The organism is Streptomyces sp. 35G-GA-8 (genome assembly GCF_023534745.1).
In the GTDB taxonomy this organism is placed as follows: Bacteria; Actinomycetota; Actinomycetes; order Streptomycetales; family Streptomycetaceae; genus Streptomyces.
On sequence record NZ_JAMHJQ010000010.1, the window covers coordinates 111688 to 126939 of the forward strand.

10 protein-coding genes are annotated in these 15252 nt (G+C 69.4%); all 10 read right to left on the reverse strand.

All coding sequences use genetic code 11. The features are described from left to right. Nucleotides 1-13: 13 nt before the first annotated feature. Nucleotides 14-2023: a hypothetical protein gene (locus M1203_RS23720; RefSeq protein WP_249951799.1), complete on the reverse strand. Its 2010-nt coding sequence runs from the start codon at nucleotides 2021-2023 to the stop codon at nucleotides 14-16. 184 nt (nucleotides 2024-2207) lie between these two features. After that, nucleotides 2208-3911, reverse strand: a complete 1704-nt coding sequence (locus tag M1203_RS23725) for a right-handed parallel beta-helix repeat-containing protein (protein WP_249951800.1) — start codon at nucleotides 3909-3911, stop codon at nucleotides 2208-2210. 77 nt (nucleotides 3912-3988) lie between these two features. Next, on the reverse strand, nucleotides 3989-6160 hold the full coding sequence (locus M1203_RS23730; RefSeq protein WP_249951801.1) for a glycoside hydrolase family 3 N-terminal domain-containing protein: 2172 nt from the start codon (nucleotides 6158-6160) through the stop codon (nucleotides 3989-3991). Nucleotides 6161-6268: 108 nt separating this feature from the next. Continuing rightward, nucleotides 6269-7861, reverse strand: a complete 1593-nt coding sequence (locus M1203_RS23735; protein ID WP_249952009.1) for an FAD-dependent oxidoreductase — start codon at nucleotides 7859-7861, stop codon at nucleotides 6269-6271. Between the two features lie 202 nt (nucleotides 7862-8063). Next, nucleotides 8064-9107, reverse strand: coding sequence for a LacI family DNA-binding transcriptional regulator (locus M1203_RS23740; protein WP_249951802.1), 1044 nt, complete (start codon nucleotides 9105-9107; stop codon nucleotides 8064-8066). Next, on the reverse strand, nucleotides 9104-10228 hold the full coding sequence (locus tag M1203_RS23745) for an ABC transporter ATP-binding protein (RefSeq protein ID WP_249951803.1): 1125 nt from the start codon (nucleotides 10226-10228) through the stop codon (nucleotides 9104-9106). Before M1203_RS23745 ends, M1203_RS23740 begins: the two co-directional genes overlap by 4 nt. Further along, on the reverse strand, nucleotides 10225-11310 hold the full coding sequence (locus M1203_RS23750; RefSeq protein WP_249951804.1) for an ABC transporter ATP-binding protein: 1086 nt from the start codon (nucleotides 11308-11310) through the stop codon (nucleotides 10225-10227). Before M1203_RS23750 ends, M1203_RS23745 begins: the two co-directional genes overlap by 4 nt. Nucleotides 11311-11368: 58 nt before the next feature. Further along, the gene (locus M1203_RS23755; RefSeq protein ID WP_249951805.1) at nucleotides 11369-12268 is read right to left on the reverse strand and encodes an ABC transporter permease; all 900 of its coding nucleotides are present in this window, start codon (nucleotides 12266-12268) and stop codon (nucleotides 11369-11371) included. A 6-nt stretch (nucleotides 12269-12274) separates the two neighbouring features. Beyond that, nucleotides 12275-13294, reverse strand: a complete 1020-nt coding sequence (locus M1203_RS23760; protein ID WP_374403901.1) for an ABC transporter permease — start codon at nucleotides 13292-13294, stop codon at nucleotides 12275-12277. A 47-nt stretch (nucleotides 13295-13341) separates the two neighbouring features. Continuing rightward, on the reverse strand, nucleotides 13342-15003 hold the full coding sequence (locus M1203_RS23765) for an ABC transporter substrate-binding protein (protein WP_249951806.1): 1662 nt from the start codon (nucleotides 15001-15003) through the stop codon (nucleotides 13342-13344). Nucleotides 15004-15252: the final 249 nt, after the last annotated feature.

Below are 15252 nucleotides of genomic sequence, written 5' to 3' on the forward strand. Positions count from 1 at the left end.
CGGGCCCTTGGCGTCAGTCGGCGGGCATCGATGGCGTGTTGGCCACCGTGAAGGAGTACGACACTGCGAATGGGCCATGTCCATATGTCACGGTGACGGAATCGCGAGGTCTGGCACCCGATGCGGCGAGGTCGAGGGTGGCGCTGAACGTCTTCGCGTTCTTCGCTGTCTGTGTGACGGTCAGCCGCTGGGTGGTGCGGTCGCCCACGCGCACATCGACTGTGCCTTGGCCGAGGGCGTCCGCGTCGAGATTCAGAGGCGCTTCCAGGTCGACGCGCACCTTGGCATCCGCCCGCACCACACGCGCCGGGACATCACCCTGGGTGCCGGCCTTGAGCTTTGTCCGGTCGGCCGCCCGCCAGGCCAGTGATTCGTTCCACGCGGTGTTGAAGGCGACCCAGCCCTCGGTGTGACCGATGTTGCCCTGCTCGGGATGGAAAGGATAGTGCCCGTTCTTGGGGCTCCCGTCGAGCACACCGGAGACACCTTCCAGCAGTCCCGCGCCGCCGTAGTATTCGGAGAACCATCCGTTCTCCACGCCCTCGAATCCCCCTTCCTCGCTGGGCGCGTCGTACGAGGCGTGCCGCCCGGTGGGGTTGCGGCCGAAGATGTTGTCCACCTGAGCGGTGGCGATCTCGCGGAGTCGAGCGGCCAGCGGATCGTGACCCAACAGCTTCGCGGCAGCGAGTGCGGACGCGGGGAAGCCGGCCACGTTTCCCACCTCGTTGGGGTCGTCGGCGCCGCCGCCGCTGAAGGCCGGAATGGTCCAACGGTCGTCGGAGTACCGGCGGAAGTCCCACAGATTGTCCGAGCGGTCGACGGCGAGGCGAGCCCAGTCCCTGACGAACTGCCTGATGCCAGGGGGAGCCTTGTCCGGATACGTTTCGGCGAACTGCACCAGGCCGGTGACCAGCACGGATTCACTCTGCCGCTGTCCCTTGGTGACGCGTGGATCCTCAAGGTCCAGATTGTCGATCAACCAGGCAGCCTGGTTCTGGGCGGCCCGCAGATAACGGTCGGCATCATCGCGGCCTTCGCGCTCGGCCACCTCGTGCATCATCAGGTTCGGCCACACCGAGTGCCCTGGTGCGAGCTCCCCCTTACCGGTCCCCACCTGCGTGTACACCTGGAACAGGTCGCCGGTGTGGGGAGTGAAGGCCTGCCAGTGGTACCGATCACGATCGGCATCACCCCAGGAGGCGAAGAGATGATCGGACGCACGCCGGTACACGGATTCGGGAATGTACGTGCTGAGCTGCGGATAGGCGTAGACGAACGCGGCCAACTGCTCCTTGAACTGCGGATCGTTGGCCTTCTCCTGAAGGAGCAGCTCAACTCCCCAGTAGATGAGTCGCACCACGTCCGGGGTGCCTTCCGGCAGTGCCACCGGCAGGCCCTGGTAGTCGGCGCCCACACGGATCCGGTCGAACGCGCTCGGGTTGGCCAAGTACATGTCGATGAGCGATTGGATCTCCCTTGAGTACTGCGCCGCGTCGCGCCAGGCCACTGCCTTCATGCAGTCGCGTGCGCCGTACTCGTCGCTGACAGGATCGACCGTCTTGCGCGTGTAGTCACCGAAGTAGCACCGGCTGCCCGCCATGAACTCGATGGCGCGCTGGTAGGACACACGGTCTGTCCAGTACGCGCCGATCCCGAAGGGAACCGATGTTCCCGTGCCGGCCGCCGCGGTGACGGTGACGGCGAAGTCCCCTGTGTCGCGCGGGTTGAACCCGGTGAAATCCCCTATATTGCCTTTGACTTTGCCCCGGTACCGGACCTTCCCGGATACGTCGGTGATGGTGAACGTCGCACCGTCCTCGGCCCGCGGCGCGGTGAACCGTTTGGACTCGCCGAGGCCGAAGCCGCTTTGGTTGAGCAGGACTGGTTGCGCGGCCAAGGGATCCCCTGCCAAGGAACTCCCTGCCGCTGCTCCGGTGGAATCGTGGCCGGTCGCCGCGGACGCCATGCCAGGAACGGCGCTCAGGACGAGCGCGCCGACAGCCAGAAACAGACGAATCTTCATGGGTACCTCACTCACCTCACTGTCCGATGGGACGCGATAGGACGCGATGGGACTCTTGGGGGGGCAACCTTGGGCCGCCCGCCCGTGCAAAGGAACACAAGGCGGACGGCCACCCGGCTTCGACGAAAGGCGGTAAGAGAAACGCGACACCGCCCACCGCGAGAACATCTACTTCGTCGCGGCTCTAGCCTGCGTCAGCCCCGATGTTCGGCTTGCCGGGAATGGGGGTCCCGTAATAGTCGATCCCGCCGTTGCCGGACACCGCCGTGCCCGCGCCGAGCGCCGGTGAGCCGGACTTGAGGGTGTACGCCTGTGGGCACGGCTGCGGTCCGGTGCCCGAGTCCGGCGACCACGAGCAGGTGCCGCCCGCGCCGGGCGACGTGAACAGGGGATCGCCCCACACCGCGCCCGACTCCAGGCCGGCCGCCTGCCACGCGGCGAAATCGCTGTAGGTGGTGCCGCTCCAGCGCCAACCACCGGTGTTCGTCCCGTAGTACAGGTTGTTCGACAGCGTCATGCCGGTCTGTCCGTACGGGTTGTAGTAGAGCTGGCCGGTCTTGCCGTACGTGCCCTTGTTGGCCATGTGGCAGATGTTGTCCTTGATCTGCGAACCGGCGGCCCAGGTCCCGGAGGTGTAGCCGAACATGAAGCACGCGCTGGCGCCCGTCCTCTTGTTCGCGCTCTGGTCCTTGTTGGTGAAGAAGGTGTTGCCGTAGATCGACAGCGGGTTCTTCGGCGCGTTGGGCACCACGTCGAACAGACCGCCCTGGGCGTTCGCCCAGTCGTCGTTCTCCGAGATGTTGTAGCGGTAGGTGTTCGGTCCCCACACCCGTGAGCCGACGGTCGAGGTGTAGGCCAGCAGACCACTGCCGGCGTTGTTGTGCGTGTAGTTGTACTCCACCACCGAGTTCGTGGTGCCACCGTCGAGGTCGATCCCGTCCCAGTCGCACCCGGCCGTATAGGCCGGAACCGGCTGCACCTTGTACACCTCGTTGCGGCGGATCGTCACATCGTTGGAGGTGTACGTCATGATGCCGCTGGCGCCGCCGCACGAGGTCACGTTCGCACCGATGTCGTGGACCACGTTGTGCTGGATGACCGCGCCGTTCCAGCCGTTCGCGGTCAGCGCGGCCCCGGTGCTCTGGGCCGCCATGCCGAGGTTGTAGACGGTGTTGCCCTCGACCCTGACGTTGGTGATGTTGATCCCCGAGCCCCAGCCGTAGACGCCCGGTCCTGCGTTCGAGGTCACGGCGGCTCCGTGCAGCTTGTTGTCGAGGATCTGCACGTCGTCCAACGGCCCGCTGTTGCCGTTCACCGCGTAACCGAGCACCATGATCTGCCCGCCGAAGGTGCTGCCGCTGCCGCTCGGTGTGGCGAAGCCGGAGATGTCGGAGCCGGTCACCTTCAGGCCCTTGGCCGCCGTCGCCGACTTCTGGTTCTGCAACAGCACACCGGCCGCGGTCGTGCCGCCGTTGACCAGCTTCATATTGACCAGCTGGAAGCCGCTCACGTTGTCCGCGGTGACCGCCGCCGAGTAGTCCCCGGTGCAGTTGGACGTGAGAGTGGCCTGCCCGGTGCCGTAGGAGGTGACCTTGAAGGGCGTCGATGCCGAGGACGCGGGGACGTTGTCCCCGTCGAAGACCAGGCAGCCGGTGAACGTCTGCCCGCCCTGGAAGGAGACGACGCTGCCCTGCGGGAAGGTGAATCCATTGACCTTCCCGGCCGACTTCCATGCCTGGTCGGGCGAGAGACCGCTGTTGCTGTCACTGCCGGTGGGTGACACGTAGTACGTGGTGGTGGCGGCGTGTGCGGTGCCCGTGGCGGTACCCGCCAGGAGCAGGCCCAGCATCCCCTGGGCCACCGCTGCCGCGACAATTCCTGCTCTCATGATTCCTCCCCACTGCGAGCCGTGACGACGCACGGGCACGCAGGTGACGACTCGTGGTTGATCGGTTGATGAGGCGGTCAGGTGATCAGGAGCGTGCACCGGGCCTGTGTCCGTGAGCTGTTACCGGTGTGGAGGTGGATCTCGCCCGGCTCCACGACGAACTCGCCCGCCGGATCGTTGGTCCAGTAGCCGACGTCTTCGGCGCCCAGAGTGAAGCGGACCTGCCGCTCCTCCCCCGCCGCCAGCCTGACGCGGCAGAAGCCGCGCAGCCGGCGAACGGGCTGGGCGATGGTGGCGGCAAGGTCCTGGAGGTAGAGCTGGACCACCTCATCGCCCTCGCGTTCACCGGTGTTGCGGACCGGGACGGTCACCTCCACCGTCGCCCCCGCCCGCAGCTCCGCCACCCCGATCCGCTCCCGGCTCAACCGGGGTTCGCCCAGCGAGAAGGTGGTGTAGCTCAGCCCGTGGCCGAAGGCGAACTCGGGACCGGCGGCGAGGTCGAGGTACTTCGATACGTACGTCACCTCGGGCGCGGCGGGGTCGTACGGGCGCCCGGTGGTCTCGTGGTTGTAGTAGAACGGGATCTGGCCGACCGCGCGAGGGAACGTCACGGGCAGCTTGCCGCCGGGAACCACGGCTCCGGTCAGGACGTCCGCGACGGCGGGGCCGGCCTCGATGCCCGGGTGCCAGGCCATGACGATCGCCGGCACCTGGTCCGCCCACGTGCCGATCGTGAGCGGACGTCCGCCGACCAGCACCACCACGCAGGGCTTGCCGGTGCCGGCGACCGCTCGGACCAGTCGCTCCTGGGCGCCGGGCAGGCCCAGTTCGCTGCGCGCGGCCGCCTCCCCGCTGATGGCGGACGGCTCGCCCACCACGAGCACCACGGCGTCGGCGGCCTCGGCGACCGCCACCGCCTCCGCGATGCCGGCGGTGTCGAGCCCCTCCGGGGACACTCCGGCGGCGTGGCGGATGTCGGTGTCCGGCAGTGCCGCACGTAGACCGGCCAGCACGGGGACCGCCTCCGGCGCGCCGGGCAGGGACCACGTACCCAGCAGATCGACCGAGTCGGCGAAGGGGCCGACGACCGCCAGCGCACGCAGGTCCGACGCGTCGAGGGGGAGGACGTCGTTGTCGTTCTTCAGCAGCACCAGGCAGCGCCCGGCGACCTCGCGCGCCGCCGCCCGCGACTCGGCACTCGGGGCGGTCAGCGCCGCGCTCTCTTCCACGTACGGGCGCTCGAACAGGCCCAGGCGGAGCTTCAGGCGCAGCACCCGCGCCACGGCGTCGTCCAGCCGTTCCCGCGTCAGCGCCCCGGAGGCGAGCAGGTCACGCCCGTGGTCGACGAAGGCGGTGGACACCATTTCCATGTCCACTCCCGCGGTCAGGGAGCGGCGTGCCGCCTCGGCCTCGTTCGCCGCGCCGCCGTGCGCGATCAGTTCCAGGACTCCGGTCCAGTCGCTGACCACGACGCCGTCGAAGCCCCACGCGTCCTTGAGGATGCCGGTCAGGGTGTGCGGGTTGGCGTGGGCGGGGATGCCGCTGATGGTGTTGAACGCGGCCATCACGGTGGCCGCGCCGGCGTCGACGGCAGCCTGGAACGGGGGCAGGTAGAGGTTGCGCAGCCGCTGCTCGGACACGTCGACGGTGTTGTAGTCGCGGCCGCCCTCGGCGCCGCCGTAGGCCACGAAGTGCTTGGCGCAGGCGGCGACCCGGTCCGGCGCGGTCAGGTCGTCGCCCTGGTAGCCGCGTACCTTGGCCACGGCGTAGGCGGTGGTCAGATACGGGTCCTCACCGATGCTCTCGGCGATCCGGCCCCAGCGCGGCTCGCGGGTGACGTCCATCATCGGGGAGAACGTCCAGTGGATACCGTTGGAGCGGGCCTCACGTGCGGAGACCTCGGCGTCCGTCCTGGTCACCGACGGATCGAACGCGGCGGCCTGGGCGAGCGGGATCGGGAACGTGGTGTGGTAGCCGTGGATCACGTCCAGGCCGAAGACCAGCGGGATGCCCAGGCGGGATTCCTCGACGGCGATGCGCTGCAGCGCGTTGCTCGCCCCGGCGCCGACGACGTTGAGCACCGAGCCGAGCAGGCCCTTGCGGGCGGCGGCCTCGGTCGCCTCGGTGCCGCCACCGCCCGGCCCGGTGTCCCAGGCCCAGGCCAACTGCTGCAGCTGGCCGAACTTCTCCTCTACGGTCATCCGGCCCAGGAGTTCCCCGATAAGGGACTCGTGGTCATGGCCGCTCATGGCGGATTCCTCTCAGGGATGGATCGGACCCGCGCCCCTGTTGTCAGGGGACCGGGGAGCGGGAGCTGACGTGGTCGTCGGGCGACGGCCGATGGCGTGCGCGGTAGGTCAGTAGTGGTGCGGTCGGCTGCGGATCTCCTCCGGCCAGGCCAGTTGGATGCCGAGGGTGTGGCTGAGCAGCCGCTGGTAGTCGGCCAGTTGGGTCTGGTCGGAGCGGACCTTGCGGGGCGGCAGGGCCCGGTCGAGGCAGAATCCGGCGAGGGCGCCGACCGCCTCGCCGATGGCCCACTCCACGGGGTGCAGCCGGTAGCAGCCGTTGGTGATGTGTGTGGTGCCGATGTTCTTGTTGGCGGGCAGGAGGTTGTCGACGCGTACGGGGATCAGGGCGCCCAGCGGAATCTGGAACGGGTAGGACTCGATGTCGATGTAGGTGCGGCCCGCTGTGCTGGGGTGCAGGTCGATGCGGTAGCCGCCGATGCCCACGCTGTCGTGGAACACCGCGCCGCCGGCGCCCGGCGGCCGGGCCTCGACGCCCACATGCTGTTCGACGACGGTGAACTCGGCTCTGATACGGCGCGATTCGCGGATATAGGGCGCCTTGGCCAGTCCGTCCGGGGTACCGGTGACATCGGGTCGCAGGCGCAGTCCCGGCCAGCCGGTGCCGCCGTCGGGGCGGGGGGCCTCGGTCTGCAGCCAGTGCAGAAAGGACAGCGAGAGGTCGCGGCTGGCGTCGAGCGCTTTCCGTCGCTGCTGGGCGTCGACACCGAGGAGTGGCGCCTCCCAGTAGTCGATCTGCGGCCAGTTGACCACGGTGAGGTCGGAGGCGAAGGCGCCGGGCGTGAACTGTTCGCGGGCCAGAATGCGGCGGAACCGCCACAGGTCGAAATGGTCGCCCGGCGTTCGGTCGGCGTCCATCAGCGTCCAGGTGCGGTGCTGGAGGGTGATGGGAACGACGTCCGTGAAGGAGAGCTGCGGACCGGGCCAGAACGGGGCGACGGCCGTGCGCCAGTGGTCGTAGGCGGCGGGCCGGTCGATCACATGGTCCTCGCCTGGCCGGTGCTCCAGGGCGAAGCACCAGGACACGGCCTGCTGGTCGAGCGGATCGGCGGTCTCGGGCGCGTGCGGCTCCCCGGTCTCGTCGCGGCCCTCCGCGCCGAAGACATGCTCGACATCGGCCAGTTCCAGCAGCTCGCCGAGTTCGGTGGCGTCGGCGACATAGGCGGCGTGGACGGTGATCTCGCGTCCCTCGCGCGGATCGGTCAGCGTGACCGCATCGACGCGGTCGCCGTCGGTGTGCGCGGCGACCGGCTCGTACCCGGTCAGGACGGTGATCGCGCCGGAGGACCGCCATGGGGCGAGCATCTCCTCGATGGCGGCCACGGCCACGCGCGGTTCGTGGCACATCCGGCTCACGACGCCGAGGCCGGGGTCGAGCAGCGGGTCCTGTGCGGCATCGGGTCCGAGGGGGTAGTTGCGACGGTAGTAGTCGCGTACGCGGCGGCGCAGTTCGGCGTAGCCCGGCGGGGCGGCCGGGCCTTCGATCCAGGGATGTTCGTCGGGCGGCACGGCCTGTGCGGTGAGCTGTCCGCCGAGCCAGTCGGTGGCCTCGGTGAGCACTACGGTCCGGCCGAGCCGGGCGGCGGTGAGCGCTGCGGCCACGCCGCCCAGGCCGCCGCCGATGACGAGGACCTCGGTTCGCATTTCTCTCATGGGAGCTGGGGTTCCTTCTGCCGGTTGTGCCGGTGGTGCCGGTCGGAGTATTCGGGGTGGCCGGCCATCGGGTTCGGGGCAGCCGGGACCGGCGGACGGCGCCACCCGCCTGTCGGCGCGGTCCGGAGCCGCCGGGGTGCCGGGTGGTGTCAGCTGCCCGGTGGTGCCGGCCGGTGTCGCGTGGTGCTCGGGCCTACTCGTTCGCGTCCGTGATGGTGGTGCCGGGTATCAGCGGGCAGGGCACCAGCAGGCTGCCGGTCCGCAGCCCGGGGTCGTCGAGCATGGCCTGCAGCCGGTCCACGGCGAGACGGCCGATCTCCACTCGGGGAATCACCAGGGAGTCCCACTGCCCGGACAGGTCCGCGGGCGCCGCCTCCAGCACGGCGACGGACACGTCGTCGGGGATCTTCCGCCCGCGGGCGGCCAGTTGCTCGCGCAGGGAATTCGCGAGCCCCACGGACTCCACCACGATCGCGGTCACCGCGCCGGCCGCCACCTCGTCGAGCCAGGCTCCGTCAAGGCCCACGGTGCCGCGGGAACCCGGCGAGGTGTCGGTCAGTCCGAGCCGCTCGACTGCGTCGGCGTACCCGACGCGGCGGTCCTCGTACGGCTCCATCTCCTGCCAGTCGCGTACGTAGCCGAGTCGCCGGTGGCCGTGGCGCGCGAGCCGGTCGACGATCCGCGCGCTCGCCGACCGGTAGTCGGGGATGATCTGCGGGATCTCCGCACCGGGCACCTCGCGGCGGCCGATGTGGACGAAGGGGTAGCCCTCGTACCAGAGGCGGACCAGCTCCCCGCGGTCGGTGGCGACGCCGAGCAGGATGCTCCCGTCGGCCAGATTGAGCCGGTTGGTGCCGTTGTTGTAGATCTTGCGTTCGCCGTCGGTGCCGGACCCGGTCGAGGTGAACAGGACCAGGTCGAAGCCGGTTTCCTCGGCCCGCTCCTCCACCCCGAGCAGGAATTCGAAGTAGAAGTCCTCGCGTGCGCGCGGGAAGACACGTTCGAAGGTGTGCACGCCCAGGAGGTTGTTGCGCCGTTTGCGCATCGCGCGGGCAGCGGGGTTGGCGACATAACCCAGTTCACGCACCGCCTCGAAGACGCGCTGCCGGGTCTCCTCGGGGATCCGTGCGGTCGCCGCGTCGCCACTGATCACCCGGGACACCGCCGACTGGGACACGCCGGCCAGCCGTGCCACGTCCGCCTGGCTGGGCGCCTTCTCACGCCGTCGTGCTGTCACGGTGCTCCCTGCAGCGTCTCGCGCCGGGCGGCGGTCGCCGCGGCGTGTGTCGTCCCGGCCAGTTCCCCGGCCCTGCCCCTGACGTGCAGCCAGCACGTCGCCCAGTGCCCGTTGCCCAACTCAGTGCGCGGCGGCGCCTCGACGCGGCACTCCGGCATCGCGAACGGGCAGCGGGGGTGGAACCGGCAGCCGGCCGGCGGGTCGATCAGGCTGGGCGGCTCACCCAGCTCGTCGGCCCCCGCGAAGAGGGTTTCGCGGTCCCCCACTGAGCGCTCGGGGTCCGGGGAAGACTCTATGAGCAGTTTGGTGTACGGGTGCCGCGGGGAGGCGATCACCTCTTCCTTGGGGCCCGACTCCACCATCTGCCCGGCGTACATCACGGCGATCTCGTCGCACAGATAGCGGGCGCCGGCGATGTCGTGCGTGACGTACAGCAGCGCGAGGCCGTCCTCGGTGCGCAACCGCTGCAGCAGGTTGAGCATCTCCAGCCGGATCGACACATCCAGCATGGAGATCGGCTCGTCCCCGAGCAGCACCCTGGGCTCCACGGCGAGCGCCCGGGCGATGACGGCGCGCTGGCGCTGCCCGCCCGAGAGTTCGTGCGGGAACTTCGCCGCGAACTCGGCGGCCGGGGTGAGGCTGACCCCTTCCAGCAATTCGGTGATCCTCCTCTCGCGCAGGGCGGCGTTCAGGTGCGGCTGGTGCAGTCGCAGCGCACGGTCGAGGTTGTAGCGAACGCGGTGCAGCGGATTCAGCGAGCCGAAGGGGTCCTGGAAGATCAGCTGCACCTCGGAGTGGTAGGCGCGCCGTGCCCGCCGGCCGCGGCCCACGGGCTCGCCCCGCAGCACGATCTCGCCCCGCGTCGGTTCGTGGAAGCGGGCCAGCATCCGAGCCAGCGTGGTCTTGCCGCTGCCGCTCTCCCCCACCAGTGCCAGGATCTGTCCGGGCTTCAGGCGGACGGTCGCGCCCTCGACGGCGCGGACGACGGAGGTACGGCCGAGCGGACCGCGGACGGTGAAGTGCTTGGAGACGTCCCGTGCTTCCAGGATGTACTCCGGTTCCTCCGCCTCCTCCGCTTTGTCCTCCGCCGCCGGCGCTTTCTCGCGCAGGATCTCGCTCATCGGATTCCGCCTCCCGTCTCGGCGCTGTGGCTCCCGGTCCCGGTCCGGGCCCCGGTCTCGTTGAGCAGGCATGCCGCCTCGTGCCCCGGCCGCGGTCCCACCGGCAGCAGGACCGGCAGCCGTTGGTCGCAGCCGTCCGTCCGCCGCGCGCAGCGCGGGTGGAACGGGCAGCCGGCCGGTGGGCGGCGCAGGTCGGGCGGGATGCCGGGGATGCCGCGCAGGGTGCGCAGCGGGGCGCGCAAAGGCGGGAAGGAGTCCCGCAGACCCTGGGTGTAGGGGTGTTTCGGGGCGCTGTAGAGGGTTGCCGCGTCGCCCACCTCGACGATGCGGCCGGCGTACATGATGGCGATGCGGTCCGCCAGTTCGAGCAGCAGTGACAGGTCGTGAGTGACGAAGACCACGGAGAATCCCAACTCCCTTCGCAGCCTCAGTACCTGGGCGAGAATCTGCCGCTGCATCACCACGTCGACCGCCGTCGTCGGCTCGTCCATCACCACCAGCTCGGGGCGGCAGGCCAGGGCCAGGGCGATGGCGGCGCGCTGGCGCATACCGCCGGAGAGCTGGTGCGGGTAGTCGCGGTAGCGGTCCGCCGAGATGCCGACCAGGGCGAGCAGTTCCGCGGCCCGTGCCCAGGCGGCCCGTTTGCTCATCGACCGGTCGCGAGCCCTCAGGACGTCGGCGAACTGGGCACCGATCCGCATCACCGGATTGAGCGCGTCCATCGCGGACTGCAGCACGATGGACAGCGCCGTCCACCGGTAGCGGCGCAGCTGCCCGGCGTCGAGCGTGACGAGGTCGACGGGCGGCCCGCCGTCCCGGCCGTGGAAGAGGATCTGCCCGGCGATGGTGACGGCGGGCGGGCGCTGCAGCCGGGTCAGGGCGGTGATCAGCGTGGACTTGCCCGATCCCGACTCCCCCGCGACGCCGAGGATCTCACCTCGGCGCAGCGTGAAGGAGACGTCGGAGCAGGCGCGTACGGGGTCGCTGTCGGTGGCGTACTCGACGGTCAGGCCGCGTACGTCGAGGACGGCCTGCCCGGCGGGGGCCACGGACGGCGTGTGCTGCTCGGCCTGTACGGTCATCGGAATCCACCTCCGGGCGGAACGGTCAGGGGGCGCGGCGGCGCGGGAGACACGGTCATCACGCCCCACCGCCCACTCGTGCGAGCCGCTTTGCGCGCCGTACCGACGCGGTGCGGGCGACCCGTAGCTTCGGGTTGGCGAGTTCGTCGACGCCGAAGTTGACCAGGGCGGCGGCCGTACCGATCAGGGCGATGCACAGGCCGGGCGGGACGAACCACCACCACAGGCCACGCAGAACGGCGCTCTGCTGCTGCGCCGACTGGATCATCGTTCCCCAGCTGATCGCCGAGGAGTCGGAGATACCGAGGAACGCCAGCCCCGCCTCGGCCATCACCGCGCCGATCATCGCGTGGAGGAACATGGACGCGATCAGGCCGGTCAGATGGGGCAGCACTTCGGCGAAGACCAGTCGGCGGCCTCGTTCACCGAGCATGCGCATGGCCCGTACGAAGTCGCGGTTGGCGATGCTGAGGGCCTGGGCGCGCAGCGTGCGGGCGCCGCCGGACCAGCCGAAGAAGCCGATGATCAGGGCGATGGTGGTGAGTCCCGTGCCCTCCAGATAGCCGGCCACGATCAGGATCAGCGGCAGCACGGGCAGGACGAGGAACAGGTTCGTCAGAAAGTTCAGGGCCGCGTCGACCCGGCCGCCGTAGTATCCGGCGGGCACGCCGATCAGGATGGCCATCGCCGTGCCGACCACCGCGCCGAGCAGTCCGACGTACATCGATCCCCGGGCGCCGGCAATGACCTGGGCGAGGACATCCTGGCCGAACTGGTCGGTGCCGAGCAGGTGTGCGCCGCCGGGCGGCTGGGCGATGACGCTGGTGTCGTTGGCGCGCGGGTCGATGCCGAGCAGACTCTGCGCCAGCCAGGGGCCGAGCACGGCCAGCAGGCAGAAGAGGGCCAGGATGGCGAGGCCGGCACGGACCTTCCAACTGGCGAGGAACGCGGTGCGCACTGCCCGTCACCCTCCTTCTCTGATACGCGGGTCGAGCAGGGTGTACACCGAGTCGGCCAGCAGGTTGGCCAGCAGGACGGTCAGCATGATGAGGAAGAAGACCCCTTGCATCACCGGGTAGTCGCGCTGCTGGAGCGAGGTGTAGAGCAGATAGCCGATGCCCGGGTAGTTGAAGACGACTTCGGTGAGCAGGGCCCCGCCGACGACGTGGCCGAGGGCGAGGGCGAAGCCCGTGAAGTTCGGCAGGACGGCGTTGCGGGCCGCGTAGCGGAGCATCACCCTGCGGTTGGACAGGCCCTTGGCCTGGGCGAGCAGGACGTAGTCCTCGCGCACGGTGGTGACCGTCATGTTGCGCATGCCGAGCAGCCAGCCGCCGAAGGCCGAGAAGATGATGGTGGCGGCGGGAAGGGCGCCGTAGTGCAGCACGCTGAGGAGGAAGGACGGGGAGAAGCCGATCGGGAGGTCGGCGTCGTATCCACCGGACAGCGGGAACCAGCCCAGCAGGAAGGCGAAGAGCCACAGCCCCAGGAGCGCCATCCAGAAGTAGGGGATGGCCGAGACGAATGTGGTGAGCGGGCTGATCACGGAGTCGAAGCGGCCGCCCGCCTTCCAGCCGGCCGCGGCGCCGATGCCGGTGCCGAGGACGAACGCGATGACGGTGGTCGTGCCGACCAGCAGCATGGTCCAGGGCAGACCCTGCCACACCAGGTCGCTGACGGGCATGGGGAAGTTGCTGACCGAGACACCGAGGTCGAAGCGCGCCAACTGGCCCAGGTAGTCGAGGTACTGGCGGCCGAGATTGGCGTCCGGGTCGCCGAAGACCTTCTGGATCGACTCCATGGCGCTGGGCGACAGTTGCTGGCCGCTGACCCGCTGGAGCTTCTCGACGATCGCGGCGGACGGGTCGCCCGGCATCAGCCGCGGCAGAAAGAAGTTCAGGGTGATGGCCGACCAGACGGCGGCCAGATAGAAGCCGAGCCGGCGCACCAGGAATCCCCAGCGCCGGGGAGCCACGGCCCGGCGCACGGCAGACGCGGCGGGCGCGGCGGGCTCCGTGGCAGTGGTCGCCGCGGTCACTTGGTGGCCTGCTTCAGGTTCAGGAGGGTGAGCGTGGTGTCGGGGCCCAGGCCCGGGAACGGTACGTAGCCGAAGTCCTCGGGGGTGGGCCAGCCGGCCCAGTGGTCCGCGCTGATGGCTATGAACCAGTAACTGTTGTAGATGGGGCTGTACGGCACCTGCTCGGCGACGATCCTCTGGAGCTCGTGCCCGGCGCTCCGCGCCACCGCCGGATCGTTCGTTTCCAGCAGCTTCTCGATCGCGGCGTCGGTGGCCCTGTCCTTCCAGCGGCCGACGTTGGTGGCGGCCGTCTCGCCCAGCGGGCGGTAGGCCCGGCTGCTCAGCGCGCTGTAGATGCCGGCGACTCCGGCGCCGCCCGTGAAGTTGATGGTGAGGTCGAAGTCACCGGTCTGCTGCTGCTCGTAGAGATTGGCGCTGGGAGCACCGACCGACTTCACCTCGATCCCGAGGTGCTTCTTCCAGCTGCGGATCATGATGTTGGCATAGGGGTCCCAGCCGAAGTCCTGGTTGAACGACAGCCTCGGAGCGTAGGACTCGCCGTCCTTGACCAGTTCGCCGCCCTTGACCTCGAAGCCGCTGAGCGCCAGTTCCTTCCGCGCTTCAGCGGCGTCCAGCTCCTGCACCTTGTGCCGGTATTCGGGAAGGATCGCGTCGGCGTAGATCTCGTCGACCAGCCCGGTGGGACCCGCCTCCGTACCGGGACGCTGGAGCGTGGTGACGATGTCCTTGCGCGGAATCGTCATCGCGAGCGCCCGCCGCAGATGGACATTGTCGAAGGGGGCCCGGCCGGTGTTGAAGAAGAGTGAGTAGGCGCCGCCTGTGGCGTACTTCTGGTAGAGGTGGTGCTCGGGGTCCTTGCCGACGTACTCCTGCTCCGCCCCGTTCCAGGCCACGAGTGCCCAGTCCACCTCACCGCGCAGCAGTTGGGCCCGTACGGAATCGCCACTGGTCGGGATGATCTTGAGCTGCTTCAGCGCGAAGCGACCGCCCCAGTAGTCGCTCCGGGCGCCGAGCGTGACCTGCTGGGGCGCGAACCGCTCCAGGACGAACGGGCCGGTGCCCACCGGGTCCGGGTTGGCCCAGCTCTTGAGGTCCTTGCCGTCCCAGATGTGCCGCGGCACGACGGGCAGTTGCGGGGAGGCGAGTTGACCCACTTCGCTGAAGGCGGGGCGCTGCCAGTGGACGGTGACGGTGGTGGCGTCCTTCTTGGTGACGCGGTCGTAGGTGGTGCCACCGGTGTTGAAGGCGGGGTCCTTGAGAGGAACGCCCAGGGAGAAGACCACGTCGTCGGCGGTCATGGGCTTGCCGTCGGAGAACGTCACATCGTCACGCAGCTTCACGGTGAGGGTGGTGCCGGCCTCGTCGAACTCCAGGCTCTCGGCCAGCCACGGCTTGACCTTCGCACCGTCGCTGTAGTCGATACGCGCCAGCGGCTCATAGATCAACTCGCTGTTGGGGGACTTCTGGGTGGCGGGGCCGAACATGTTGTAGTTGCGGACGAAGGTGGTCCCGCCGTCGGTCTTGCCGAATACGAGCGCCTGTGTGCCCGTGCCTCCCGCCCCGGCTCCGCCGGTACCAGCCGTGCAGGCGCTCGCTCCGAGAGGGATCGCGAGGGCCGCCGCGGCGGTGCGCGCTAGAAAGACTCTTCTCGTGGGCATGGCTGACTCCTGGCTCCTCGTGAGGGCTGAGCTGGGCACGGAAGAATTGCGCATACGTATGACCTCGACCGTGGGAGACCCTTGGGACTCCGCTTCTACGTATGACCAGGGAACGTACGGACGTTGCGAGGGTGCGTCAAGAGTGTGACGTGAAGGTTTTTTTCGGCCACCCCTCTTCAGCGGTGGGCTCAACGGGACGCCGAGGCACGGGACTTACGGCACGACACACTCATTGACACCTCGACGCGG